At 63.3% G+C, this 24,819-nt stretch carries 23 protein-coding genes and 1 pseudogene; 10 read left to right on the forward strand and 14 right to left on the reverse strand.

Translation table 11 applies throughout. From position 1 onward, the window contains the following. Positions 1–54 precede the first annotated feature (54 nt). The 3 genes from DRB87_RS17590 to DRB87_RS17600 form a co-directional block, all read right to left on the reverse strand. Positions 55–1,389, reverse strand: coding sequence for an ATP-binding protein (locus DRB87_RS17590; protein ID WP_130027936.1), 1,335 nt, complete (start codon positions 1,387–1,389; stop codon positions 55–57). 2 nt (positions 1,390–1,391) lie between these two features. After that, positions 1,392–2,234, reverse strand: a complete 843-nt coding sequence (locus DRB87_RS17595) for a response regulator (RefSeq protein ID WP_130026821.1) — start codon at positions 2,232–2,234, stop codon at positions 1,392–1,394. An 802-nt stretch (positions 2,235–3,036) separates the two neighbouring features. Next, the gene (locus DRB87_RS17600) at positions 3,037–3,651 is read right to left on the reverse strand and encodes a LuxR C-terminal-related transcriptional regulator (protein ID WP_130026822.1); all 615 of its coding nucleotides are present in this window, start codon (positions 3,649–3,651) and stop codon (positions 3,037–3,039) included. A gap of 162 nt (positions 3,652–3,813) precedes the next feature. Here DRB87_RS17600 and DRB87_RS17605 point away from each other — a divergent pair, with 162 nt between their 5' ends. Continuing rightward, entirely contained in the window at positions 3,814–4,389 is a 576-nt protein-coding gene (locus DRB87_RS17605) for an isochorismatase family protein (protein WP_206100034.1), read from the forward strand. A gap of 233 nt (positions 4,390–4,622) precedes the next feature. After that, positions 4,623–5,852 (forward strand): annotated as a pseudogene (locus DRB87_RS17610) (MFS transporter); the annotation flags it as partial. On the opposite strand, the gene DRB87_RS17615 reads toward DRB87_RS17610, so the two are convergent. Further along, on the reverse strand, positions 5,774–6,982 hold the full coding sequence (locus tag DRB87_RS17615) for an SDR family NAD(P)-dependent oxidoreductase (protein WP_240756043.1): 1,209 nt from the start codon (positions 6,980–6,982) through the stop codon (positions 5,774–5,776). The pseudogene DRB87_RS17610 and the gene DRB87_RS17615 sit on opposite strands and share 79 nt — an antisense overlap. A 15-nt stretch (positions 6,983–6,997) precedes the next feature. Between DRB87_RS17615 and DRB87_RS17620 the strand changes: the two genes are divergently transcribed. The 4 genes from DRB87_RS17620 (at position 6,998) to DRB87_RS17635 (ending at position 10,642) form a co-directional block, all read left to right on the forward strand. Next, a complete protein-coding gene (locus tag DRB87_RS17620; protein ID WP_130026825.1) occupies positions 6,998–8,032 on the forward strand; it encodes a CDP-6-deoxy-delta-3,4-glucoseen reductase in 1,035 nt (344 codons plus the stop codon). A gap of 320 nt (positions 8,033–8,352) precedes the next feature. Next, on the forward strand, positions 8,353–9,585 hold the full coding sequence (locus tag DRB87_RS17625) for an acetylornithine transaminase (protein WP_130027937.1): 1,233 nt from the start codon (positions 8,353–8,355) through the stop codon (positions 9,583–9,585). A gap of 83 nt (positions 9,586–9,668) precedes the next feature. After that, positions 9,669–10,166, forward strand: coding sequence for a GNAT family N-acetyltransferase (locus tag DRB87_RS17630; RefSeq protein ID WP_130026826.1), 498 nt, complete (start codon positions 9,669–9,671; stop codon positions 10,164–10,166). Beyond that, entirely contained in the window at positions 10,163–10,642 is a 480-nt protein-coding gene (locus DRB87_RS17635) for a GNAT family acetyltransferase (protein WP_130026827.1), read from the forward strand. Before DRB87_RS17630 ends, DRB87_RS17635 begins: the two co-directional genes overlap by 4 nt. A gap of 118 nt (positions 10,643–10,760) precedes the next feature. Here the strand turns inward: DRB87_RS17635 and DRB87_RS17640 are convergent, their stop codons facing one another. The 7 genes from DRB87_RS17640 to DRB87_RS17670 form a co-directional block, all read right to left on the reverse strand. Further along, positions 10,761–11,474: an ABC transporter ATP-binding protein gene (locus tag DRB87_RS17640; protein WP_017232794.1), complete on the reverse strand. Its 714-nt coding sequence runs from the start codon at positions 11,472–11,474 to the stop codon at positions 10,761–10,763. After that, the gene (locus DRB87_RS17645) at positions 11,474–12,247 is read right to left on the reverse strand and encodes an ABC transporter ATP-binding protein (RefSeq protein WP_130026828.1); all 774 of its coding nucleotides are present in this window, start codon (positions 12,245–12,247) and stop codon (positions 11,474–11,476) included. Before DRB87_RS17645 ends, DRB87_RS17640 begins: the two co-directional genes overlap by 1 nt. 21 nt (positions 12,248–12,268) lie before the next feature. Then, positions 12,269–13,405 carry an ABC transporter ATP-binding protein gene (locus DRB87_RS17650; RefSeq protein WP_165385355.1) on the reverse strand — a complete coding sequence of 379 codons (1,137 nt, stop codon included), beginning with the start codon at positions 13,403–13,405 and terminating at the stop codon, positions 12,269–12,271. 18 nt (positions 13,406–13,423) lie between these two features. Continuing rightward, complete coding sequence (locus DRB87_RS17655; protein WP_130026829.1) at positions 13,424–14,374, reverse strand: branched-chain amino acid ABC transporter permease; 951 nt, start codon at positions 14,372–14,374, stop codon at positions 13,424–13,426. 211 nt (positions 14,375–14,585) lie between these two features. Then, positions 14,586–15,794, reverse strand: coding sequence for a branched-chain amino acid ABC transporter substrate-binding protein (locus DRB87_RS17660; protein ID WP_130026830.1), 1,209 nt, complete (start codon positions 15,792–15,794; stop codon positions 14,586–14,588). Positions 15,795–16,513: 719 nt separating this feature from the next. Then, positions 16,514–17,488, reverse strand: a complete 975-nt coding sequence (gene ispH, locus DRB87_RS17665) for a 4-hydroxy-3-methylbut-2-enyl diphosphate reductase (protein ID WP_130026831.1) — start codon at positions 17,486–17,488, stop codon at positions 16,514–16,516. Positions 17,489–17,496: 8 nt separating this feature from the next. Further along, positions 17,497–17,952 carry a peptidylprolyl isomerase gene (locus tag DRB87_RS17670; RefSeq protein ID WP_130026832.1) on the reverse strand — a complete coding sequence of 152 codons (456 nt, stop codon included), beginning with the start codon at positions 17,950–17,952 and terminating at the stop codon, positions 17,497–17,499. A 162-nt stretch (positions 17,953–18,114) separates the two neighbouring features. Between DRB87_RS17670 and radC the strand changes: the two genes are divergently transcribed. The 4 genes from radC to nadB all read left to right on the forward strand — a co-directional run bounded on the left by radC (position 18,115) and on the right by nadB (position 21,279). Beyond that, a complete protein-coding gene (radC, locus tag DRB87_RS17675; protein WP_130026833.1) occupies positions 18,115–18,789 on the forward strand; it encodes a DNA repair protein RadC in 675 nt (224 codons plus the stop codon). A gap of 225 nt (positions 18,790–19,014) precedes the next feature. Further along, on the forward strand, positions 19,015–19,248 hold the full coding sequence (gene rpmB / locus DRB87_RS17680; protein WP_017232786.1) for a 50S ribosomal protein L28: 234 nt from the start codon (positions 19,015–19,017) through the stop codon (positions 19,246–19,248). Positions 19,249–19,264: 16 nt separating this feature from the next. Further along, on the forward strand, positions 19,265–19,432 hold the full coding sequence (gene rpmG, locus DRB87_RS17685; protein WP_017232785.1) for a 50S ribosomal protein L33: 168 nt from the start codon (positions 19,265–19,267) through the stop codon (positions 19,430–19,432). Between the two features lie 242 nt (positions 19,433–19,674). Then, positions 19,675–21,279: an L-aspartate oxidase gene (gene nadB, locus DRB87_RS17690; protein WP_130026834.1), complete on the forward strand. Its 1,605-nt coding sequence runs from the start codon at positions 19,675–19,677 to the stop codon at positions 21,277–21,279. Positions 21,280–21,387: 108 nt separating this feature from the next. Here the strand turns inward: nadB and nadC are convergent, their stop codons facing one another. From nadC to DRB87_RS17705, 3 genes are all read right to left on the reverse strand, one after another. Beyond that, the gene (nadC, locus tag DRB87_RS17695) at positions 21,388–22,275 is read right to left on the reverse strand and encodes a carboxylating nicotinate-nucleotide diphosphorylase (protein ID WP_130026835.1); all 888 of its coding nucleotides are present in this window, start codon (positions 22,273–22,275) and stop codon (positions 21,388–21,390) included. Positions 22,276–22,289: 14 nt separating this feature from the next. Then, on the reverse strand, positions 22,290–23,423 hold the full coding sequence (gene nadA, locus DRB87_RS17700; RefSeq protein ID WP_130026836.1) for a quinolinate synthase NadA: 1,134 nt from the start codon (positions 23,421–23,423) through the stop codon (positions 22,290–22,292). A 95-nt stretch (positions 23,424–23,518) separates the two neighbouring features. Further along, positions 23,519–24,715, reverse strand: coding sequence for an acyl-CoA desaturase (locus DRB87_RS17705; RefSeq protein WP_017232781.1), 1,197 nt, complete (start codon positions 24,713–24,715; stop codon positions 23,519–23,521). Positions 24,716–24,819: the final 104 nt, after the last annotated feature.

Consider the following 24,819-nt stretch of genomic DNA (forward strand, 5'->3'; position numbering starts at 1 on the left):
GGCTCAGCGCGGCGGCACGCCGCCTGCGCCGCCCGAGCCACCCGAGGCATCACCTCAGCCGCCGGCGAGCCCAGGTGCGGGCGTCACGGGCAAGCGCAGCGTGACACGAAGGCCGCCGTCCGGCGACCGCTCCAGACGCACGGCGCCGCCCAGTCCCTCGACCAAGCGTGCCACCAGCGACAGACCGAGTCCGCAATGGCCCTCGCCACCGCGCGAGGCGTCGAGCCGCACGAACGGGCGCATCGCCAGCGCCACCTGATCGTCAGGAATCCCCTCCCCGCAGTCGCTCACCTCGATACAGCCCACCGCGCCCTCGCACCACGTCGCCAGACGCACGGGCGGCGCGCCGTGCTCGAGCGCGTTGTCGACGAGATTCGTCATGACCCGGTCGAGCAACGTGCGCGGCAACTGGAACGCCGGGCCCGCGCGCAAATGGCTGGCGAACAACGGCGCGCTCTCGGCCAACTCGGCCAACTCGGTCGCCGTGGCCGAGGGTGCCGTGACCTCGTCGCCCCCCTGCGCCGGAAACTGTTCGCGCAAGAACGCATCGACGCCCACAAGCGGACTGGTATCGGCTTCGTCGCGGGCGTAGGCGAGGAACTGCTGGACGATGTGGTCGATGGACGCGATGTCGCGCACAAACCCGTCGCGCGAGCTGTCGCTATCGATCAAGTCGGCGCGAAGACGCAAACGCGTGAGCGGCGATTTCAGGTCATGGGCAATGCCCGCCAGCATGATCGCCTGATTGTCCTCCGCTTCGGCCAGGCGCTTGGCCATGTCGTTGAAGGCGTGCGTGAGGTCGCGCAACTCATGCGGCCCTTGCTCGGGCAACAAGGCGGGACGACGTCCACGCGCGATCACGCGCGCGGCGTGCGCGACGCGCGCGATCGGGCGCTGCATCTGCCAGGCCACCAGCAACGCCAGCAATACCGCGCCGATCAGAATACCGACCGTCTCGCGCACAAAGGGTGGCATCGGCGGCAAATCCAATCCGATGACGATCCACTCGCTGCGTTGGGGCAGCAAGACCCACAAACTACCGTGCTTGCGCTCGTCGACCAGATGAAGCTGCGTGCCGGCCGGCAAGCGCGAGAGCAGTTCGCTGCGCAGGCGCGCGGCGCGTGTGTCGTCCTCGCGATCGGCGAACGCCGGCGCCTGCGTCAGCGGCACGCGACGCAGGCCATGCGGCGGCGCGAGGCTGCCGGGGTCCACTGCGCGTTGATCCACGCTCTGGATGGCAATGAGCAGGCCGCGCGCAAATCCGTCCACCTGCTGACGCGGACGCTGATAGAAAACCAACGCGCTCCACACGAGATGCATCACCAGCAGGACGGCAATGCCCAGCCCTGCCATGCGCGCGAAGAGCGAGTCGCGCAGCCGCCAACGCATTTTCACGCCGCCGACTCCCGCCAGCCGCGCACCGCACGCTTGACCACCGGCGCGGGCGAAGCGAGCGCCCGCCCGTCGTCTTGACTGCTCACGTCGCCGGCCCTGGATCGCTCACGCGAGTCCGGCGTCGCGCCATCGGACAATTCGCCGCCCGGCACGAAGACGTAACCCTTGCTGCGAATCGTCTGGATATAGCGAGGCTCGGACGGATCGGCCTCGACGAGCCGTCGCAGACGCCACACCGGCACGTCCAGGCTGCGATCGCGAAACGTGATGCCGTCGCCATAAAGCATGGCGTGCAGCTTGACCCGCGGGAGCACCTGCATGGGGTGCTGAGTGAACGCCTTGAGCATGGCGAACTCGGTATCGCGCAGCGGTAAACGCTCGCCTTCGCGCTGCAACGTGCGCAGCGAGTAATCGAGTTCAAATGGACCGAAGCGGTACGGGGCGCGCGCGTCGGGGGCGCTGGCGGCCACCGGCCCGCGGCGGCGCAGCACGGCGTGAATCCGCGCGAGCAACTCACGCGGATCGAACGGCTTGGCCAGATAGTCGTCCGCGCCCAGTTCCAGCCCGAGCGCCCGGTCGAGCGGCCCGCCACGCGCCGAGAGCATGATCACCGGGATGTCTTCGCCGGCCGCGCGCAAATCCTGCAACGCTCGCAAGCCGTCGCGCTCCGGCATCATGATGTCGAGCAGAATCACCGACGGCCGCTCGAGTTCGAGCCGGCGCAGCAGCGAGGCCCCGTTGTGCAGCACCGAGACCTGCATGCCGTTGGCATGCAGCAATTCGCGCAAGAGGTCGCGAACGACAGGATCGTCGTCGACCAGCAGAACATGCAGACTCATGAAATTCTCTCGGTGGTTTAAGTTTGACGCCGGGCGCTCGCGGCGTGCGACAGTGTCACGGCACTGTCTTGCGTCACCGCAGACGGCGCCGAGGTCGTGGACAGCGCCCGCAGCGCATTCGTAAATCGATCCGGCGTCGGCGACGCGCGACGTGTGCCGAGCGTCGCGGCAGGCCCCTGCCCCGGCAAACGCCAGGCGCGATGTAGCGCCGAACCCGGCGCGCCTATGCCTGTGGTCATAACGTGTGCTCCCTTGGTGTCGAGATGCACCGAAGTGTGTGCGTTCGTCCAGACCGGCATTGGCCGAAGCATCTTACAAAATGCAGCTCAATCCTTATTTCAGAAAGGATTGGAAAGGTGCGTCGGCATCGAGCGGCGCCATGACCACGAGCAAGCCCGAACAGAGTCTTGCGTTTCACCGACGTTAAGCGATATAGCACGCAATTATATTCATGTTATCGCGCGCGCATCTGCACCGCGATGTTGTCCCGTTACGCGGGACGGGGCTGGGCGTCCGACATGCGCCGCGCAATCTCCACACTGTGCAGTCGCGTCGCGAGCACGCGGGTGACGAGCGTTGTCGTGATCGCGCCCCCCCTCGATGCGCGACTGAAGCCCAGTCTCGCGGGGCTGACGGCGCTTGCGGACCCGCCGCGGGCGCGGGCGCGCCGACGACACCGCAACACTTCCGCCACGATCCGCGTCTGCACATTGTCGCGCCCATGGTCGACTGCCTGCCTCGCTCGGGGCCGCCGTGCGCGAATCTGATTGGCAGGCCGGTGCGCATCCCGCACCGAAAACGCCTAGGCAAGGAGCGTCTTGACCAGTTCGTGCGTCGTAGGAACGTCAAACTTCTTCAAGAGCTTCCCCCGGAAGACCTCCACGGTTCGCGGACTGATCCCCAGCACGATGCCAATTTCCTTGGCGGTCTGGTTCTGAATGAGCAATGCCGCCACATCGCGCTCGCGCTTCGTCATGGAATGCTTGGTCTCTGCGAGCCGCTTGTTGGCGGCACTTGCGCCACCCGACAGACTCATGCTCGCCCCCATCTCCGAAAAAAACCAGAGTGCCTCCCGGTACGGGTCGTCCCGGTGCTCGCTGACGCCGGTCACATTCACCCAAAACAACTGCCCATCGAGCCGCTGCATGGCTCGCGGTTCCATGATTCGCCCGAACTTTTTCAGCGCGGGAATCACACGGGCACCAAATCGATCGAAGGCCACCTGGTTGGGGTACAGGATGCGAACCGACTGGCCGATCACGGCGTCGCCGCTCGTCCGAAACATGTCCAGAAATTGCTTGTTGCAGGCGGATATCACTCGCCTGCGGGTAACCATGAGCGCGACCGGTACGTTCGCGAACACCTGTTCATAGTCGATCGGTTCAGACGCGAGCGCGCCGGCCGTCATGTCGTCCATGCCATCTCCTTGCCGTCAGGGTGATTCCGTACGTAATCGATACGTATATATATACGTATGCTGCACCACTAGACTCTTAAGTGCAATGTCGCTCAACTCATTGAATTGGAGTCATAAATGGACGATTACCAAAACCGCTCGTATGGAGCTGTCGGAATTGGCATGAAGGGGAAAGTCGGAATTGTCGTGGTGGACTATCAACTGGCCTTCACCGAGCCGAAATACCCGCTTGGCGGTGCGCCGCTGGTCATGCGTGGGCTCGCCAACACCGAGCGCCTACTCAAGGTGGCCCGCGCGCACAACGTTCCGATCGCGACATGCTTCACCGCCTACAAAAATGAGCGCGACATGCCGTACTGGAAAATTGCCGCGGTTCGCGATCAGTTCAGGCTCGATCACCCCAGCTCGGCCCTCGACCCCCGGATCTACGACAAAGACTACGACGTGGTCGTGTGCAAGTATGGCCCGTCGATTTTCTTCCAGACGCCGGTTGTGCCGTACTTCGTGAAAGAGGGCGTCGAGACGGTCATCATCACGGGCTGCAACACGAGCGGATGCATTCGCGCGTCGACCATCGACAGCTTCCAATGGGGCTTTCGCACAATTGTTCCAGAAGACTGCGTTGGCGACATCGAGGAAGGTCCGCACCGCGACAATTTGCGCGACGTCGGCCGGCGCTACGCGGACGTGTCGAGCGCAGACGAAGTGATTGCCTATATCCGACAGTCGATGGCCTAAACGGCAGCGCGCCTCGGCGGGTATCCGCCAATTTTCGGACGCTGGGAGCCCCCCTTCCAGCGTCCGGCTTCGGGTGGCGGGTTGGTCTGGCGGGGCGCCCCGAATCCTCGATGCGCTGCATGGTCAACTCGCCGCACCCGCATGCGCCGCCACGCGCTCTCCCCCAACCGTGTCCGGTCCCGTCGCCAGCGATCGGTGACCGGCTCGCGCCCCCTGTCCTCGTGGAGGGTTCCATGAATCAAACACACACTGTTGAACGCACGCTCGAAGCGAACGAAGTCAACGAAAACGAGCGCAGCATCAAAACCATTGCCATCGCAAGCGTCATCGGCACGACGGTCGAATGGTACGACCTGTTCGTGTTCGCAACCGCCTCGGCGCTAGTGTTCAACAAGGTCTTCTTTCCAGGCTTTGTCCCGCTGATCGGCACTCTGCTCGCCTTCGGCACCTTCGCGTCCGCGTATCTTGCGCGTATGGTGGGTGCCGCGCTGTTCGGCCATTTCGGTGATCGGCTGGGGCGCAAGTCGATGTTGCTTGTCTCGCTGGTCATGATGGGTGTCTCCACGTTCTGCATTGGCCTGCTGCCGGACTACGCGTCGATCGGCCTCTGGGCGCCGCTTCTGCTCCTCACACTTCGCATCGTGCAGGGCCTGGCGCTGGGCGGCGAATGGGGTGGAGCGGTGTTGATGGCGGTCGAACACGCGCCCGGGCATCAGCGCGGGCTCTTCGGGTCGTGGGTCCAGATCGGGGTACCGGCAGGCACGTTGATCGCCAATCTCGTGTTTCTCTTGAGCAACGCCATGCTGCCCGATGGCGCCCTGCTCGCATGGGGTTGGCGCATCCCCTTCCTGATCAGCGCATTGCTGGTCTTTGTCGGCCTCTACGTTCGACTGAACACCTCCGAGACGCCTTCGTTCCGTCGAATTCAAAAAGCCAATGCACAGGTCAAGGTGCCGCTGGCAGCGTTGCTGAGCAAGCACTGGAAACGGGTGCTGCTCGGCGGCATCGCCACCATGTCGACGGGCACGTCGTTCAACCTGATCGTGGCGTTCGGGCTGACATATGGAACCCAAACCCTGGGCTTTTCGAGCGGCGCAATGCTGACCATCGCGCTCATCGCCTGCGCGCTTTGCCTCCTGTTGTTGCCCGCCTTTGGATGGCTCTCCGATCGGATCGGCCGCAGGCGCGTGATCATGGGCGGGATCCTCGCCGAGGCGCTGCTGGCATTTCCGCTGTTCTGGCTGCTCGACACCCGCGAGTTTTTCCCGGCGTTGCTCGGCTACTTGCTGATGATGACCGCCTTCGCTGCCAACTACGGACCGATCGCGACGTTTCTCGCGGAACTGTTCGGCCCAGAGATTCGCTACTCCGGCCTATCGGTGAGCTACATGCTGTCCGGCTTGCTGGGCAGCGCGGCGACCCCCATCGTCACGACGGCGTTGCTGTCCGCAACCGGGAAGGGATCGTCGGTCGCCTGGTTCATGGTGGGGTCGGCGGTCATATCGGCAACGGCGTTGTGGCGGCTTGGGGCGAGCGTGGCGAGCAGCGCCGCCACGTCGGGATACCGCAACCGATAGCCCAGTTCGCGCTTGAGCCGCGTGTTGGCGAGCCGTCGCGACTCCGACATGAACGACAGCAGCGTCGGCTCCAGCACGCGCTGCGCCTCGTCTCGCGAAATCCGCGGCGGCCGGGGCAGGCCCAGCGCATCGGCCACATGGTCGAAATACTCGCCCATGCGCCACTCGGTGTCGTCGCTGGCATGCACGATCCGCTGCGACTTGCCGCGCCACATCGCGCGCACCAGGATCGCGGCGAGATCGTCGGCATGAATATGGTTGGTGAAGACGTCGTCTGCCGTCTGCAACGCCGGCGTACCCTTTTGCAAACGCGTGACCGGAAGACGATCCGCCGCGTAAATCCCCGGAATGCGCACGAGCGTCGTTCGCCACCGCGCGCGCGCTCTCTCGGTGAAACGCCAGGCGGCACTCGTGGCGCTCATCGATGCCGCCCGGGCGCGCGCCGGGCCGGCGGCCAGCACACGATGCACGTTCCGGGCGTGCGTCGACGGTCGGCCCAGCGAGCGCACCGTGCGCTCCGCGTCCACACGACGCTGGCCACGCGGCGATCGCGGCCGCGGTGTGCGCGTTTCATCCACATGGGCGCCACCGCAGTCGCCGTATACGCCGCTGGTGCTCGCATAGACGAGAATGCGACGCGGCGCTCGCGGCAGGCGCGACAAGGCGCGCCGCCCTCCCTCGGGTACAATTGTGGGCTTCGGCGGCAGGGCGAGCGCTGCGCGCAAACGACGGGTACGCCAGTCCAGGGTGCCGCTGCCGGCAACCCCGGCGGGCGGGGCGAGATGCAACACTCGCGGCGCCAATCGGCCGATGCGATGCAGGCTTGCCGCGTCGTCCAGGTTGGCGACAACGGGCACGGCCCCCGCCGCGCGCAATGCCGCATGGCGAGCATCGCTCGACGTGACCGCAAAGACACGAAAGCGTTTGACGAGGGCCGGCAGCGCGCGCATGCCGACGTCGCCGCAGCCCACCACCAGCAGGCGCGGGCGACCGAAGGGTTTTGACGATTTATTCATTTTTCGGATTGTAGTATGGCTTACAACGTTACCCTCGTGCCGAGCGGGCGCGAGTTCCAGGTCGAAGACGGCGAGGCCGTACTCAGCGCTGCGCTGCGTCAGGGCGTCGGCCTGCCTTACGGGTGCAAAAACGGCGGTTGCGGGTCCTGCAAGGCCAAGCTGGTCGAGGGCAACGTCGAGCACGGCGCGCATTCCAGCTCAGCACTCTCGAAGGACGAGGAAACACGCGGTTTTGCGCTGCTTTGCTGCGCCCATGCCAAGGGCGACCTCGTCATCGAATCGCGCGAAGTCAAAGGCTTCGGCGACATCCCGGTCAAGCGCCTGCCCTGCCGCGTGAACGCGCTGGAGCGCCGTGCCGACGACGTCATCGTCATGCGCCTGCAACTGCCTGCCAACGAGCGCTTTCAATATCTCGCCGGGCAGTACATCGAGTTCATTCTGAAAGACGGTAAGCGTCGCAGCTACTCGATGGCCACCGCGCCGCACGAAGAAGGTTTCCTTGAGCTTCACCTGCGTCACATGCCCGGCGGTGTGTTCACCGACCACGTCTTTACTCAAATGAAGGAACGCGAAATCCTGCGCTTCGAAGGCCCGCTCGGCACGTTCTTCCTGCGTGAAGACACCGACAAGCCGATCGTGCTGCTTGCGTCGGGCACGGGTTTCGCGCCGATCAAGGCCATCGTCGAACATGCGGTGCACAAGGGACTGAACCGCCCCATGACACTGTACTGGGGCGCGCGACAGTTGAAGGACATTTATCTGCGCGAGCTGGCCGAACAGTGGGCGCGCGAGATTCCCGGCTTCAAGTTCGTGCCGGTGCTCTCCGACGCCGCACCGGAAGACCAGTGGCAAGGCCGCACAGGGTTCGTGCATCGTGCCGTGGTGGAAGACCTGCCGGATCTGTCGGACTACGAGGTCTACGCCTGCGGGGCCCCCGTGATGGTGGAATCGGCGCGCCGCGACTTCATCGCGCATCACCACCTGCCCGACGCGGCATTCTTCGCCGATGCGTTCACCACCGAGGCCGACAACCCGGGTGGCGGTCTGTGAGCCGCCCGAATCGGGCGATGCCGACCGGGCGCCACGCGGCGCGCACGCCACAGCGTGCGCGAACCCTTTGACAAGCGCCGCGTCACCGACTTATGCTTGCCGACATGAACCTGATTGCCATCGCCTCGATCCGACGTCGCCATACGCTGCCCCAACCGGGATGCCGCGCGGCACGCTATCGACTGCGATAACTCGCAGGTTCTCAAGCACAGCGAAGCCACGGGCAACCCCCGTGGCTTTTTTCATTGTTACGTCTCGCTCACCCTCGTCCTTCGGAGACCGTCATGTCGCTTGCCAACCCGTCCGCCGCCGCATCGCCCATGGCGTCCGCCGCCCCCAAGGCGGCACGCCACGCCAGGTTCGCTGAATTCCCCACGCAGGCGTTGCTGCCCATCACGTCGCGCCCCGAGCTCGTGTTCACGCACGGCAAGGGCGGCTGGCTGTATGACCACGAGGGCAAGCGCTATCTCGACTTCATTCAGGGCTGGGCCGTCAACAGCCTCGGCCATTGTCATCCGGTGATGCGCGATGCGCTCGCCACGCAAAGCGCGTTGCTGCTCAATCCCAGCCCCGCCTACTACAACGTGCCGATGATCGAGCTGGCCGGCCTGCTCGCCACGCTCTCGGGACTCGGCAAGGTCTTCTTCGCGAACAGCGGCGCCGAGGCGAACGAGAGTGCGATCAAGCTCGCGCGCAAGTGGGGCCAATTACACCCGAACCCGTCGGGTGGCGCTCGTTTCGAGATCATCACGTTCAAGGACGCCTTCCACGGCCGCACGCTCGCCACCATGTCGGCGAGCGGCAAGCCCGGCTGGGACACGATCTTCGCGCCGCAAGTGCCGGGCTTCCCAAAGGCCGAACTGAACAATATCGCCTCCGTCGAAGCCCTCATCGGCCCCGACACCGTCGCGGTGATGCTCGAACCGATTCAGGGCGAAGCCGGTGTCGTGCCGGCCACCGACGCGTTTCTGAAGGAACTGCGCACACTCACGAAATCGCGCGGACTGCTGCTGATCGTGGATGAAGTGCAGACCGGCTGCGGGCGCACCGGCACCCTCTTCTCGCATCAGCAGGCGGGCATCGTGCCCGACATCATGACGCTCGGCAAAGGCATTGGCGGCGGCGTGCCGCTCGCGGCGATGCTCTGCGGCGACGAATTCGCGGTCTTCCAGCCGGGCGATCAGGGCGGCACGTACAACGGCAATCCGCTCATGTGCGCCGTTGGCCTCGCGGTCATGCGCACGGTCAGCGCACCGGGCTTCCTCGAATTCGTGCGCGCGCAGGCCGACTATCTGAGTGCCGGATTGCAGCACCTGTCGTCGCGCTACGGTGGCGAGGGCGAGCGCGGTGCCGGCCTGCTGCGGGCATTGCTGCTCGGGCGCGACATCGGCCCGCAACTGGTGGAAGCTGCACGTGAGATGACCCCCGACGGGCTGCTGCTCAACGCAGCGCGCCCGAACCTGCTGCGCTTCATGCCCGCACTCAACGTGAGCCGCGACGAGATCGACCAGATGCTCTCGATGCTCGACACGCTGCTCGCCAAGCACGCCTAACGAATCGACGTGATGCGCGCCGCGACATGCCCGGCACTGGCGGGCGGCGCGGCGCTCACCCTACCGCACAGGAGGCACCCTCAATGAACGATCTGAGTCACGCGCACCCGACACCGCCCGCCGACGCCATCGTCGACATTTCGTCCGATCCGGCGCGGCTCGACATCGGCTTCATCCATCACGCGCTCGCGACGCAAACCTATTGGGCAAAGGACATCCCACGCGTGACGCTCATGCGCGCCATCGCGCACTCTCTGTGCTTCGGCGCCTATGCCACACAGGTCGACGGCGGCGCGGCGCGTCAGGTGGGCTTCGCGCGCGTGATCACCGATCGTGCAACGTTCGCCTACCTGGCCGACGTGTTCGTTGATCCGTCGATGCGCGGGCTCGGCATCGGCAAGCGCCTATGCGAGAACGTGCTGGCGCATCCCGCCTTGCAAGGGCTGCGGCGCTTTCTGCTCGCCACCACCGACGCGGCGGGCCTTTATGCTCGCTACGGATTCGAACCGCTCGACCCGGTGAACAAGATGATGCAGATCCATCGCCCCGATATCTATACCGGTCAACAGGACGCGCCATGATCGCCCCGCCCGCCGACATTCACATCCGCGGCTTCGACGACGCCGACACCGACGCCGTGCTCGCTCTCTGGCGCGACGCGTTTCCCGAATACCTCTCGGCCGACAAGCCGCACCGCGAGCCACGCCGCTCGATCGCCAACAAGGTCGCCATGCGCGACGGATTGTTCTTCGTCGCCGTACGCGACCGGACCATCGTGGGCACGGTCATGGCGGGATATGACGGCCATCGCGGCTGGGTCTACTCCCTGGCGGTGGGGCGTGCGCTGCGACGTCGTGGCGTGGCCAGCGCCCTGCTTCGCCACGCCGAGCGCGCGCTGGCCGAGCGCGGCTGCCTCAAGCTCAACTTGCAAGTGCTCACGCAATCGCGCGATGCGCTGGCGTTCTACACCGCGCACGGCTATGCGGCCGACGATGTCGTGAGCCTCGGCAAACGCTTGCCGCTCGTGCCGGGCGCGGCCCCGTCGACATTGCTGTAGTCCGGTTCGACGGGACCGCGTTGCGCGCATGGCGCTCGACGAAAAACACAAAGGGCGCCGGAGTTGCCTTCGGCGCCCTTCGATCGTCGTCCGGCTCACGCCGGACGCTCATGCTCGCTTATTCCCCCAGATACGCGGCGCGCACCTTCGGATCGTCGAGCATGTCTTTCGCATCACCGGTCATGGTCACCAGACCGCTGTCCATCACATAGGCGCGGTGCGCGGCCTGGAGCGCCAGGCGCGCGTTCTGCTCCACGAGCAGCACCGTCACCCCTTCGCCCGACACCGTACGCACCACCTCGAAGATCTTCTCCACCATGATCGGCGAGAGTCCCATCGACGGCTCGTCGAGCAGCAACAGCTTGGGCTGACTCATGAGCGCGCGCGCCATGGCAAGCATCTGCTGCTCGCCGCCCGACAACGTGCCGGCGAGCTGGTCACGACGCTCCTTGAGGCGCGGGAAGATGCCGAACATCTTGTCGACGTCCTGCTTGATCCCCGCGGTGTCGTTGCGCAGATACGCGCCCATCTGCATGTTCTCGAGAATGGTCATGCGCGTGAAGATACCGCGCCCTTCCGGCACCATCGCGAGCCCCCGCTTGAGCAGATCGAACGCCTTCACACCGCGAATCGACTTGCCCAGATACTCGATGTCGCCATCGGCCCAAGGCAGCAGACCTGTGATCGCCTTCATCGTGGTCGTCTTGCCTGCGCCGTTCGCGCCAATCAGCGTGACCAGTTCGCCCGGCTGGATGCTCAGGTCGATCCCCTTGACCGCCTTGATCCCGCCGTAAGCGACTTTCAGGCCCTTGATCGTCAACATTGCGCTCATCAATGGCCTCCCGAACCCAGATACGCTTCAATCACCGCCGGATTTTTCTGCACATCCTGCGGCAAACCCTCGGCAATCACCTTGCCGTAATCCAGCACCGTCATGCGGTTGCACAAGCCCATCACCAGCTTCACGTCGTGCTCGATGAGCAGGATCGTCTTGCCGTCGCTACGGATCTTGTCGAGCAAGCCGCGCAGCTCCACTTTCTCGGTCGCGTTCATGCCTGCGGCCGGCTCGTCGAGCGCGAGCAGCTTCGGGTCGGTCGCCAACGCACGCGCGATCTCCAGACGGCGCTGGTGGCCGTACGAGAGGTTCGCCGCCGTGTAGTTGGCATACTTCGCCACGCCCACATACTCAAGCAACTCCATCGCGCGATCGCGAATGGCACGCTCCTCGGCCTTCGCGCCCGGGTAACGGACGATCGCGCCGATCACGCCCATCTTCGTTCGCACATGGCGGCCGACCATCACGTTCTCGACCACGGTCATGCCACCGAACAGACGGATGTTCTGGAATGTACGGGCAATCCCCGCCTTCGCCACTTCGTGCACGGCGGTCGGCTTGTAGGACGAACCGTCGAGCCTGAATTCGCCGGAGTCCGGCGTATAGAGGCCCGTGATCACGTTGAAGAACGTCGTCTTGCCGGCACCGTTCGGGCCGATCAGCCCGTAGATTTGCCCCGGCTTGATCTCCAGACCCACATCGGTGAGGGCCTGCAGACCGCCGAAGCGCTTGTTCACGCCCTTGACGGACAGAAGAATTTGTTCGCTCATAGTCAGGTCATCTCCCTCAACTTACAGTGTCCGTTCTTCTGGACGCGGCGACGGCCACAGGCCGGCCGGACGGTACAGCATGATCAGGATCATGGCCAGACCGTACAGCAACTGCCGGATCACTTCGGGATCGACGATGACGCTGCCAAACAGGCTCGTCTGCAACGGGCCCATGGTCGAGCGCAGCACTTCCGGAAACGCCGAGAGCAGGATACCGCCCAGGATCACGCCCGGAATGTGGCCCATGCCGCCGAGCACCACCATCGAGAGCACGATGATCGACTCCCAGAAGGTGAACGACTCGGGCGAGACGAAGCCCTGGAACGCCGAGAACATGCCGCCGGCCACACCACCGAACGACGCGCCCATGGCAAACGCGAGCAGCTTGATGTTGCGCGTGTTGATACCCATCGCCTTGGCGGCAACTTCGTCTTCACGGATGGCCACCCAGGCGCGTCCGATGCGCGAGTGCTGCAAACGCACGCAGACGAACGCGATCAACAGTGCCAGGAAGACGAACAGGTAGTAATACATGTACACCGAGGCGACCTGGATCCCGAAGAAGTTGTGCGCCTTCGAGAAATCGAAGCCGGCAAACGACGCGGGCTCGATGCCGGTGATCCCCTTCGGGCCGTTGGTGATGTTCACCGGCCGGTCCAGGTTGTTCATGAAGATACGGATGATTTCCCCGAAGCCCAGCGTCACGATGGCCAGGTAGTCGCCGCGCAGACGCAGCGTCGGTGCGCCCAGCAGAATACCGAACGTGGCGGCGACCGCTGCCCCGATCGGAATCGTGAACCACACCGGCACATGTAGTCCGCCTGGGAACAGATGCGCGATCCACGCGAAGTGCAGCGTGAGGTGAGGCGAGCTGAGGAAAGCGGTGACGTACGCGCCCACCGCATAGAACGCGATGTAGCCCAAGTCGAGCAGGCCGGCAAAGCCCACCACGATGTTCAGGCCCAGCGCGAGCATGATGTAGAGCAGCGCGAAGTCGAGCACGCGCACCCAGTAGTTGCCGCCGGCGTATCCGACGAGCACCGGCGCGACAATCGCCGCGATGAGGAAGAACGCGAGGCCGCGATAGGCCTTGCGAGCAGCGGCCGCTTCCGTGATCGGCGTCGCGGCGCCGGAGGAGGTTTGTACGGGTTGATTCATGATGTCGTTTCTCCCCGCTTATGCACGATCCGCCACGCGCTCGCCGAGCAAACCACTCGGGCGGAACACGAGCACCGCAATCAGGACAACGAAAGCGAACACGTCCTGATAGTTACTGCCGAACACGCCACCGGTCAGATCCCCGATGTACCCCGCGCCCAGCGCTTCGATCAGGCCCAGCAACACACCGCCGACCATCGCGCCCTGCAGGTTGCCGATACCGCCCAGCACCGCCGCCGTGAACGCTTTCATCCCGGGAATGAAGCCCATGTAGAAGTGCACGTTGCCGTAGTTCGACGCCATCATTACGCCCGCGAGCGCCGCGAGTCCACCGCCCAGCGCGAACGTTGCGGAGATCACGAAGTTCGGGTTCACGCCCATGAGGCCGGCGACGTTGCGATTTTCCGCGGTGGCCCGCATGGCGCGGCCGAGCTTGGTGCGGTTCACGAGCTGCGTGAGACCGAACATCACGAGGAAGGCAACGACCACGATCACGACACCTGTGCCGTTGGTCACGGCGCCGATTTGGTCGCCGTGTTGCGGAATCACGGTCATGGCGTCGGTCGGCAGCAGTTGCGGGAACGAGAGCGGGTTGCGCGACCAGATCAGCATGGCGATCGTCTGCAAGAGCAGCGACACACCGATCGCGGTGATCAGCGGCGCCAGACGCGGCGCGTTGCGCAACGGCCGGTAGGCCACGCGCTCGATCACGAAGTTGGTCAAGGCACACACGGGCATACACACGAGCGTGGCAATGGCCAGCATGAGCGCCGGGTTCATGTCCGGCGCGATTTTCAACAAGAGATTGATGGTGGATAGCGCGACCATCGCGCCGATCATCATCACATCGGCGTGGGCGAAATTAATGATGCCCAAAATGCCATAGACCATCGTATAGCCCAGTGCAATGATCGCGTAGACGCTACCAAGCACGAGGCCGTTCAAGATTTGTTGGATAAAGATATCCATGAAGCTAACTCCTTGTCCCGAGAACGGGCTCTCGACACGCATGCCCGATCGGGCGCGCGAGGGGGTCGAGAGAATTGCGGGTAATGAGGCGTAATCCTGTGTCAGGAGGGGGGCCGTGCCCGTCATGCAGGCACGGCGTATTTCCGCAGAGATAGAAACGGCACCGAACGGGTAGGCAGCGGTGCCGTTTCATGGCGCAAATGCCTTAGAGTTACATCTTCACCACGTCAAGCACGCTCTTCTTTTTGTCCTTGTAGTTGTAGAGCGTGATGACCGGTTCCTTCATGTCGCCCTTGCTGTCGAAGGCGATGTGGCCGATAACACCCTTGTAGTCGGTGGCCGGCATGGCCGCCAGGATCTTGGCCGGATCGGTCGAGTTGGCACGCTTCATGGCGTCGATGATCACGTTGACGGCGTCATACGTGAACGGGGCGTAGATCTGGATCGGCTGGTTGAAACGGGCTTCATAACGCTTCGCGAAGTCCGCACCGCCTTCCATCTTCGACAGCGCCATACCCGCTTCCGAGCAGACGATGTTGTCGATCGCGTCGCCGGCCAGTTCGGCCACCTTGTCGGTACACACGCCGTCGCCGGCCAGCACCTTGGCACCAATGCCCAGTTCCTTCGACTGCTTGGCGAACGGGCCGCCGGTCGCGTCCATACCGCCGTACATGATGATGTCCGGACGCTCGCCCTTGATCTTCGTCAGAATCGCGCGGAAGTCCGTCGCCTTGTCGTTGGTCGCGTCGTGCGAGAGCACCTTCAGGCCGTTGGCCTTCGCGGTCTTCTCGAACTCGTCGGCCAAGCCCTTGCCGTAGGCCGTTGCGTCATCGACGATGGCCACCGACTTGGCGCCCAATGCCTTGGTCGCATAGTTGGCCAGTGCCGGGCCCTGCTGAGCGTCGGTAGCCACCACACGATAGGCCGTCTTGAAGCCCTGCTGGGTGTAGGCCGGGTTAGTGGCCGACGGGGAGATCTGCACGATGCCAGCATCGCTGTAGATCTTCGAGGCCGGGATCGTGGTGCCCGAATTCAAGTGGCCCACCACGGCAACGACCTTCTCGTCGACGAGCTTCTGGGCGACCTGCGTTGCGGTCTTCGGATCGGCCGCGTCATCTTCAGCCAGCAGTTCGAGCTTGACCGGCTTGCCGTCGATGGTCAGGCCCGCCTTGTTGGCTTCTTCGATAGCGAGGCGTGCACCATTTTCGTTATCTTTGCCCAAGTGGGCAATTTGGCCCGTCAGCGGCGCAACGTGACCAATTTTAACTACAACCGCATCGCCGCCCCCGCTGGCGGCAGTCGTCGCGGCGGGCGCCGAAGCGGCGCCCGAATCGGCCTGCTTTTCTTCCTTCTGACCGCATGCCGCCAACAGCGTCACTGCGGCAACGACGGGCAGTACCTTCGCGAACTTGAGTTGCATGTGATTATCTCCAGATTGTCGGCGGATGAATAACGCCAGTAACGCCAATTCAACGTTTCGTATGCGAAACGCGCGCATTGTAACTCCATTCTTTGCGGATGCGATGCTCGCCGCCACAGGGTTTTCCATAATGGAGGCCTAAGGTTTTATACCGACTTGTGCAACCCGATTTTTTCAAAAGCGCAACCCCGAATTGGTTAAAGGTTTTACACACCGTGCCCACCGGCGCGGGTAACGTCATGGTGCAACCGATGCACCAGTCATGGGCTCGGACACAGCAATAACTAGATATGCAAGTTGCATGCCCGCGCGATCTGGAGTGCTTGATCTAATTAAGTGAATAAATAAATAATTGATTTTCTCGAAACCGAATGCTAATTGCCCAACCAATTCTGTATTCGCTGAATTGCGAGTCGAGTCGACAAGTTTTATCTAACAAGACGCCAAATTGATAAAATAAGTCGCGCGGATTATCCGCGAAATTTAATTTGATTTCGCACAGATACCGCATGGCGAATCCCGAGCGCGATCTGCGATTCGGTGAGCGACGCGGCGCTTGCGTCAGGGAGGGTCGACGTGCGGGGTCGTGGGGAATCCGGCGCGGGGGGGCGAGGCGCAGGAAGGAGGCACAAAAAAACCGGGGCCACGCAATATGGCACCCGGTTTGTCAGCCATGCGGGGTTACCGCTGGCCGATCGGCATTGTTGCGACGACGGCGCTTAGCCGGCCGTCACCGGCACAAGGCCCTTGGGAAGGGGGAACGCAATATTTTCTTCCACGCCATCGAGCACTTTGACCTGGTTGACGCCCAGCTCACGCAGACGCGAAACGATCGATTGCGCCAGCACTTCCGGGGCTGACGCCCCCGCCGTCACGCCAATCCGGCGTTTGCCGTCGAACCACTCCGGCTTGAGTTGCTCCGGGGCATCGATCATGTAGGCGGGTACGCCCATCTTCTCGGCCACTTCGCGCAGGCGATTGGAGTTGGAACTGTTCGGGCTACCGACGACCACGACCACGTCGCACTGCGGCGCCATGAACTTCACGGCATCCTGGCGATTCTGCGTGGCGTAACAAATATCCTGCTTCTTCGGCTCGGTAATCGAAGGGAAACGCCGCTTGAGTGCATTGATCACCTCGGCGGCGTCGTCGACGGATAGCGTCGTCTGCGTCACATAGGCGAGCTTGCTCTCATCGGCGACCTGAAGCGCCAGCACGTCGTCGATCGTCTCGACGAGGAACATGCCCTCGCCCGACTGCCCCATCGTGCCCTCCACTTCCGGGTGACCCTTGTGGCCGATCATGATGATCTCGAGCCCTTGGCTACGCATCTTCGCGACTTCGACGTGCACCTTGGTGACGAGCGGGCAGGTCGCATCGAAGATGCGCAGGCCGCGCGCTTCCGCCTCGGCCCGTACGGCCTGCGACACACCATGGGCACTGAAAATCAGCGTGTTGCCCGCCGGCACGTCGGTCAGCGCCTCGACGAAAATCGCGCCCTGCTTACGCAGGTTGTCAACGACATAGGCGTTGTGCACGATCTCGTGGCGCACGTAAATCGGCGCGCCGTACATCGCGAGCGCGCGCTCGACAATCTCGATCGCGCGGTCGACGCCCGCGCAAAAACCGCGCGGCTGGGCCAGAAGAATTTCCGCATCCGACAGGGTCGGTGCTACGACTTGGGTGGCGCTCATTTCGATTCCTACAGAATGCCGATAATCTGGACTTCGAACACGATCGGCTGGCCGGCCAGCGGATGGTTGAAGTCGAACAAGGCCCAGCCGTCGCCCAACTCTCGCAGGATGCCCGCATAGCGGCCGCCGCTCGGCGCGTTGAACTCGACCAGATCGCCAACGTTATAGGCTTCGCCAAAATTGCTGTTTTCCTGCAACGTCTTCATCGAAACGCGTTGCAGCAGCTCCGGGTTGCGCGGGCCGAACGCCTGCTCCGGCGCCAGCTCGGTCCGGCGGCGCTCCCCTACCGTCATCCCCAGCAGCGACTGCTCCAACGTCGGCGCCATCTGGCCGCCACCGAGTTGCAGCGTCGCCGGCGTACCTTCAAAAGTGTTGACAATGTCCGCGCCGTCGGGGGCGGCGATCCGGTAGTGGAGCGTCAGATAGGAATCGTCTTGAACCACAGGGGTTACGGCAGAACTCATGGGGGTCTCACAGCAAGGTCAAGCTAATATTGTAAAGGACGGCGCGTTGCGCGTCCGGCTCCCCATCGAAGCAGCCCCGATTTTTTCCTGTCGACGGCATCGTTTGTGATATTCGTGGCACCCGCGATCATGCGCGCGATCGTGTCCCTCCCTGGAGTCGTCATGTCCATCGCTCAATGGCCGCTCGCCGAGCGTCCCCGTGAAAAAATGCTGGCCCGCGGTGCCGGTGCGCTGTCCGATGCCGAGTTGCTCGCCATCCTGTTGCGGACGGGCTCGCACGGGCGCAATGCCGTCGATCTCGGCCGAGATTTGCTGGCACGGAGCGGATCGCTCACCCGGCTGCTCGCCACGCCCTTCGAGACGTTGCGCCAAATTCCCGGCCTGGGTCAGGCCAAAGTCCTGCAATTTCAGGCCGCCCTCGAAGTGGCGCGCCGCATGTTGGGAGAGGGCATGCAGTCCGGCAATCTGCTCGATTCCCCGGCCCGCGTGCATGACTATCTGCGCCTCACGCTGCAGGATCGGTCGCGCGAGCGCTTCGCCTGCCTCTTTCTCGACGCCGCGCATCGGCTGATCAGCACGCGCGTCATGTTCGAGGGAACGCTCACCCAGACCTGCGCCTATCCGCGCGAGATCGTGCGCGCCGCGCTCGACGTTCACGCGGCGGCCGTCATCGTCGCGCACAATCATCCGTCCGGCGTTCCAACCCCGAGTGCGGCCGATCTGGCGCTCACACGCCAGTTGGGCGACGCGCTGGCGCTGCTGGAAATCCGGCTGCTCGACCACTTCATCGTGGCCGGAACCCGCGTGTATTCACTCGCGGAGAACGGCGAGCTGTGACACCCCACAACAACATCTGCACAGAATTTTGGCAGTTGGGTCGCGTTCGCGCAGCGCTTGCGCTATAATCCGTCCCTTCCCGAATCTCCGACAGACGTTTCCCGCCAGGGACTCGCATCCTGCATCGCGAAAGCGATTGATTTGTCTGGGATTTTTGTGGTATCATCGCGGTCTGTCTTTTCGACTCACCTTTTTTTACACAGAATTCTGGGTTAGGAGTGCTTCATGGCACGCGTATGTCAAGTGACCGGGAAAGCGCCGATGGTCGGCAATAACGTTTCCCACGCCAACAACAAAACCAAGCGTCGTTTTCTTCCGAACTTGCAAAATCGCCGGTTCTGGGTTGAGACCGAAAACCGCTTTGTGCGCCTGCGCATTTCGAAGGCCGGCCTGCGCCTGATCGACAAGAACGGCATCGACGCCGTTCTGGCGGACCTGCGTTCGCGCAACGCCATCTAAGTTTTAGGAGATCATCATGGCAAAAGGCGCTCGCGACAAGATCAAGCTGGAATCGACCGCTGGCACGGGTCATTTCTACACGACCACCAAGAACAAGCGTACCCATCCGGAAAAGATGGAAATCAGCAAGTTCGATCCGGTGGCTCGTAAGCATGTGGCTTACAAGGAAACCAAGATCAAATAAGATCAACAGGTTTTCTCGCAGCGGTTCGCTGCTGCGTTCGATACCCCGCCTCAGGCGGGGTTTTTCGTTTGGGTGTCCCGAAATTCGCAACGCTACGCTATGCGTAGTCACGCAACACAGAATTTCTCCGATGTGCGCATAGGGTCATGTGTCGCGCGCGTATTGACTCGCTATACTGGCTCATTTCCCATCACGAGAATCGCACCACGCCCGTGGCGTCGATTCCAGAGAGCGCGCGTATCATGAATTTCGATGTCGTCATCGTCGGCAGTGGGCTCGCCGGCCAGTCCGTCGCCCTGCACCTGGCCAAAACCTGCCGCGTAGCGCTGGTCGCCAAACGCCCCATGCCCGAAGGGGCGAGCGACTGGGCACAGGGCGGCATCGCCGCCGTGCTCGACTCGACCGATAGCGTCGACGAGCATGTTGCGGACACCCTCATCGCCGGCGCCGACCTGTGCGACGAAGCCGCGACGCGATTCATCGTCGAACACAGCCGCGAAGCCATCGAATGGCTCATCGCGCAAGGCGTGCCGTTCACCCGCGACGACGCCGCCGAACTCGGCTTCCATCTGACGCGCGAAGGTGGCCATAGCCACCGCCGCATCATTCATGCCGCCGACGCCACCGGGCACGCCGTGATCGCCACGCTCACCGAACGCGTGCGCCAGCATCCGAATATCACCGTCTTCGAGAATCACTTCGCGGTCGATCTGATCACCTCCGACCGTGCCGACGCGGCACCGACGGCCGGGCGTCATTGCCAAGGCCTTTACGTGCAGGATCTCGACACCGGCGAGGTCCACGCCATGACGGCGCGGCACACGGTGCTGGCCACGGGCGGCGCGGGCAAGGTGTATCTCTACACGACCAATCCCGACACCGCGACCGGCGACGGCATCGCGATGGCATGGCGTGCCGGTTGCCGTATCGCGAACATGGAGTTCATCCAGTTCCACCCGACCTGTCTTTATCATCCATACGCCAAGTCGTTCCTGATCACGGAAGCCGTGCGCGGTGAAGGCGGACGCCTGGTGTTGCCCGACGGCACTCGCTTCATGCCGCAGCACGATCCGCGCGCCGAGCTGGCACCGCGCGACATCGTGGCCCGCGCCATCGACTTCGAGATGAAGAGGCACGGTCTGGACTGTGTGTATCTCGACATCAGCCACCAAAGCCCTGAATTCCTGCACGAGCATTTCCCCACGATTCTGGCGCGCTGCGCGGAACTGGGTATCGACATCACCAAGCAACCGATTCCGGTGGTGCCGGCAGCGCACTATACGTGCGGCGGTATCGTCACCGACATGCGCGGCCGCACCGACCTGCCAGGTCTTTACGCCGTCGGCGAAGCCACCTACACCGGCCTGCACGGGGCCAACCGTCTTGCCAGCAACTCGCTTCTGGAATGCCTGGTACTCGGCAAGGCGACTGCCGAGGATATTCAACGGGACGAAGCAACGCCGCCGCCGGCAGAAGACGTTCCGGCGTGGGATGAAAGCCGTGTCTCGGATGCCGACGAAGAAGTGGTGGTCGCGCATAACTGGGACGAATTGCGCCGCATGATGTGGAACTACGTCGGCATTGTGCGCACGACCAAGCGGCTGGAGCGGGCGCAGCATCGTATCGCCCTGCTGCGCGAGGAAATTGCCGAGTACTACGCAAACTTTCGCGTAAGCCGCGATCTGTTGGAGTTGCGCAACCTGGTCGACGTGGCGTCGTTGATCGTTGACAGTGCCCTGTCGCGCCACGAGAGTCGAGGCCTGCACTTCTCGCGAGACTTCCCCGACACCCTGCCGAAAGCCCTGCCAACAGTGCTTTCGCCCGTGTTACCGCGTCGCGCACGCTGATCGATCAGCCACTGATCGACGCACACAGCCGCACCGACGAAAACAAAAAGGCCGCAGAGGGTCGCCCTGCGGCCTTCGATCTTGCAGCATGACAAGCGCGAATGGCGCTTACCCCACCGTCTCCAGAATCCGCATCGAAAAATCGGTCGCGCGAACATCCTTGGTCAGTGCACCGACGGAAATCCGATCGACGCCCGTTTCCGCAATCGCCCGCAGCGTTTCGAGATGGATCCCGCCCGAAGCCTCGAGCACGGCGCGGCCATCCGTGACGCGTGCCGCCTCGCGCATCATTTCCAAGGTGAAGTTGTCGAGCAGGATCGAGGTCGCGCCGCATTCCAGCGCCGTTTCCAACTCTTCGAGCGACTCCACCTCGATCTGCACCGGCGCACCGTCGGCCAGACGGTCGGCGTTCGCCAGTACCTGCCGAATGCCGCCGGCCGCTGCGATGTGGTTTTCCTTGATGAGAATGCCATCGTAGAGCGCCAGGCGTTGATTCGCCCCGCCGCCCACGCGCACGGCGAACTTCTGCGCGAGACGCAGGCCCGGCAATGTCTTGCGCGTGTCGAGCACCCGCGCCTTCGTGCCCTCGACGATATCCGAATAACGACGCACCGCTGTCGCCACGCCGGAAAGCAATTGCAGGAAGTTCATCGAAGTGCGCTCACCCGTGAGCAGCGCGCGCGCCGGGCCGTGGATATCGCACACCGCCGAGTCGGGCGTCATGCGCTCGCCTTCCCGGTAGTGCCACTGCACGCGCACCGAGGCATCGACCCCTTGCATGCAGCGCTCAAACCAACGTACGCCGCACAGCACTGCCGACTCACGCACGATGATGCGCGCGTGCGCCATTTCCTCGGACGGTACAAGCAAGCCGGTCAAATCGCCGGCGCCGATGTCTTCCGCGAGCGCGTCGCGCACGTTGCGCGCGAGCGCCGCCTCGAGCGGCTCGCCGAACGCGGCGAAATCGGGCGAGAGCGCCTCGTCGGTACTCAACATTTTGGATGACGTCATCATGCGGGGCCCACGCCGGCAAACAGCGCACCATCGCGCGCGAAATCGCCACTGGCGCGGACGTTCTGCTTGCGCGCCTCGGCGAACTTCAACATTCGGTCGATACAGGTGTGGGCGCGGCGGCCGATCTCCGCATCCACGTGAATCTCGTTGCGCCCGGACGCCAGTACGTCGGCCAGATTCTGCAAACTGTTCATCGCCATCCACGGGCAGTGCGCGCAGCTCTTGCACGTGGCACTGTTGCCGGCCGTCGGCGCTTCGATGAAACGCTTGCCCGGCGCCGCAGCGCGCATCTTGTGCAGAATGCCGTTGTCGGTCGCCACGATGAACTCGGTTGCCGCCATCGTCTGAGCGGCCGTGATCATCTGCGACGTCGAACCCACCACATCGGCCTGCTCGACCACCGAGGCGGGCGACTCCGGATGCACCAACACCTTGGCGTTCGGAAATTCGCGACGCAGCACTTCCAGCTCGGTCCCCTTGAATTCGTCGTGCACCAGGCAAGCGCCCTGCCACAAGAGCATGTCGGCACCCGTCTGCTTCTGGACGTAACTGCCCAGATGGCGATCCGGCGCCCAGAGAATTTTCTTCCCCTGCGCGTGCAGATGCGCCACGATTTCCAGCCCGATCGACGACGTCACCATCCAGTCGGCTCGCGCCTTCACGGCAGCACTGGTATTCGCATACACGACGACCGTTCGGTCGGGATGCGCATCACAGAATGCAGCGAACTCATCGGCGGGACAGCCGAGATCGAGCGAGCAGGTCGCATCGAGATCGGGCATCAGAATGCGTTTTTCGGGGCTCAGAATCTTCGAGGTCTCGCCCATGAAACGCACGCCGGCCACCACCAGCGTCTTGGCGGAATGGTCTCGGCCGAAACGGGCCATTTCGAGCGAGTCGGCCACACAACCGCCCGTCTCTTCGGCGAGATCCTGCAAGTCGGCGTCGACGTAGTAATGGGCCACCAGCACAGCATTCTGCTCTACGAGCAGGCGCTTGATTCGGGCCTTGAGGGCTGCGCGTTCTACTTGCGATGGCGCATCCGGGACCCGTGCCCACGCATGGGCAACACACGTGGCGCCGCTCGGTGCGGGGCGCTCGAATTCTACGGATTTGATTGAGGCGTTCATTTTCACGTGGCCCGCAGGGGGGACCGGGAATGACAAAACCCCGCCTTGGCGGGGTTTTGATTATGCGTCAAAAACGAATTTCTGGCTGAGCCCGTTCATGCGTAACGGCGCAGACGGGTCGCAAACTCCTGCAGCGCGTGAATACCGCTCTGCTCGGCGCGATGACACCAGTTCTGCAACTGGCCCAGGAGCTGTTCGCGCGATGCATTCGAGCGCTCCCAGATGCCGGCCAGTTCACGACGCAGTTCGTAATACGTCTTGACGGCATTGCTGTGCGCGAAGATCTCGCCCAACTGCTGCTTCTGCGGCTCTTGCAGCGAGGCTTCGTCATGATGCAGCCACTTGCTTGCGCCACGCAGCAACTGATACTCGCCAAGCTGACGCTTTTCCTTGAAGCGCGCCAGTTCCTGACCGTAGGCACGCTTGAATGTCTTGGCGTATCGCTCCATCACTTCGTAGCGGTTCGAGAGCACGGCCTGCAGGGTGTCATCGTCGCACGCCGCCTTGTTCTTCGCGAGCTTCGGCGTCGGCGCGATCTTCTTCACCTTGGCCAGGCCCAGCGCCGACAACACGCGGATATAGAGCCAGCCGATGTCGAATTCGTACCACTTGTTCGAGAGCTTGGCCGACGTCGCGTACGTGTGGTGATTGTTGTGCAGTTCCTCACCGCCGATGATGATGCCCCACGGCAGCAGGTTGGTCGACGCGTCCGCGCAATTGAAGTTGCGGTAACCCCAATAGTGGCCCAGACCGTTGACCACGCCGGCCGCCCAGAACGGAATCCACACCATCTGCACGGCCCACACCGTCAGGCCAACCGCGCCGAACAGGGCGATGTCGATGATCATCATGAAGCTCACACCCAGAATCGGATAGCGCTTGTAGAGATGATTCTCGATCCAGTCGTTCGGCGTGCCGTGGCTGAACTTGCGCAGCGTTTCTTCGTTCTTCGCTTCGGCGCGATAGAGTTCAGCGCCTTCGGCCAGCACTTTCCACAGACCGCGCGTTTGCGGGCTGTGCGGATCTTCCGGCGTTTCGCACTTGGCGTGGTGCTTGCGGTGAATGGCAGCCCACTCGCTGGTGACCATGCCAGTGGTCATCCACAGCCAGAAACGGAAGAAATGGGCGACGATCGGATGCACGTCGAGCGCGCGGTGCGCCTGGCAACGGTGCAGGTAGATCGTCACGCCCGCGATCGTCACATGGGTGACGATCAACGTGAACAAGGTGATCTTCCAGCCGCTCCAGTCGAGCAGGCCGGTCGAGATGAATCCAAGGAGACTGTCCAGCAAAATATCACTCCAAACTAATCAATACGGTAGCAATCACGGCATCGCTGCCGTGTCTTGTCTTGTCGGGCCGATAAGGCATCGATGGCCGTCGCGTCAGGTCTCGT

Source organism: Pandoraea sp. XY-2, assembly GCF_004193915.1.
GTDB classification, from domain to species: domain Bacteria; phylum Pseudomonadota; class Gammaproteobacteria; order Burkholderiales; family Burkholderiaceae; genus Pandoraea; species Pandoraea cepalis.

Bases quoted from the DNA above. Each gene is read 5' to 3' on its own strand.
- DRB87_RS17590 (WP_130027936.1), bottom strand. From the start codon at position 1,389: ATGCGTTGGCGGCTGCGCGACTCGCTCTTCGCGCGCATGGCAGGGCTG.
- DRB87_RS17595 (WP_130026821.1), bottom strand. From the start codon at position 2,234: ATGAGTCTGCATGTTCTGCTGGTCGACGACGATCCTGTCGTTCGCGAC.
- DRB87_RS17600 (WP_130026822.1), bottom strand. From the start codon at position 3,651: ATGGACGACATGACGGCCGGCGCGCTCGCGTCTGAACCGATCGACTAT.
- DRB87_RS17605 (WP_206100034.1), top strand. From the start codon at position 3,814: ATGAAGGGGAAAGTCGGAATTGTCGTGGTGGACTATCAACTGGCCTTC.
- DRB87_RS17615 (WP_240756043.1), bottom strand. From the start codon at position 6,982: ATGAATAAATCGTCAAAACCCTTCGGTCGCCCGCGCCTGCTGGTGGTG.
- DRB87_RS17620 (WP_130026825.1), top strand. From the start codon at position 6,998: ATGGCTTACAACGTTACCCTCGTGCCGAGCGGGCGCGAGTTCCAGGTC.
- DRB87_RS17625 (WP_130027937.1), top strand. From the start codon at position 8,353: ATGGCGTCCGCCGCCCCCAAGGCGGCACGCCACGCCAGGTTCGCTGAA.
- DRB87_RS17630 (WP_130026826.1), top strand. From the start codon at position 9,669: ATGAACGATCTGAGTCACGCGCACCCGACACCGCCCGCCGACGCCATC.
- DRB87_RS17635 (WP_130026827.1), top strand. From the start codon at position 10,163: ATGATCGCCCCGCCCGCCGACATTCACATCCGCGGCTTCGACGACGCC.
- DRB87_RS17640 (WP_017232794.1), bottom strand. From the start codon at position 11,474: ATGAGCGCAATGTTGACGATCAAGGGCCTGAAAGTCGCTTACGGCGGG.
- DRB87_RS17645 (WP_130026828.1), bottom strand. From the start codon at position 12,247: ATGAGCGAACAAATTCTTCTGTCCGTCAAGGGCGTGAACAAGCGCTTC.
- DRB87_RS17650 (WP_165385355.1), bottom strand. From the start codon at position 13,405: ATGAATCAACCCGTACAAACCTCCTCCGGCGCCGCGACGCCGATCACG.
- DRB87_RS17655 (WP_130026829.1), bottom strand. From the start codon at position 14,374: ATGGATATCTTTATCCAACAAATCTTGAACGGCCTCGTGCTTGGTAGC.
- DRB87_RS17660 (WP_130026830.1), bottom strand. From the start codon at position 15,794: ATGCAACTCAAGTTCGCGAAGGTACTGCCCGTCGTTGCCGCAGTGACG.
- ispH (WP_130026831.1), bottom strand. From the start codon at position 17,488: ATGAGCGCCACCCAAGTCGTAGCACCGACCCTGTCGGATGCGGAAATT.
- DRB87_RS17670 (WP_130026832.1), bottom strand. From the start codon at position 17,952: ATGAGTTCTGCCGTAACCCCTGTGGTTCAAGACGATTCCTATCTGACG.
- radC (WP_130026833.1), top strand. From the start codon at position 18,115: ATGTCCATCGCTCAATGGCCGCTCGCCGAGCGTCCCCGTGAAAAAATG.
- rpmB (WP_017232786.1), top strand. From the start codon at position 19,015: ATGGCACGCGTATGTCAAGTGACCGGGAAAGCGCCGATGGTCGGCAAT.
- rpmG (WP_017232785.1), top strand. From the start codon at position 19,265: ATGGCAAAAGGCGCTCGCGACAAGATCAAGCTGGAATCGACCGCTGGC.
- nadB (WP_130026834.1), top strand. From the start codon at position 19,675: ATGAATTTCGATGTCGTCATCGTCGGCAGTGGGCTCGCCGGCCAGTCC.
- nadC (WP_130026835.1), bottom strand. From the start codon at position 22,275: ATGTTGAGTACCGACGAGGCGCTCTCGCCCGATTTCGCCGCGTTCGGC.
- nadA (WP_130026836.1), bottom strand. From the start codon at position 23,423: ATGAACGCCTCAATCAAATCCGTAGAATTCGAGCGCCCCGCACCGAGC.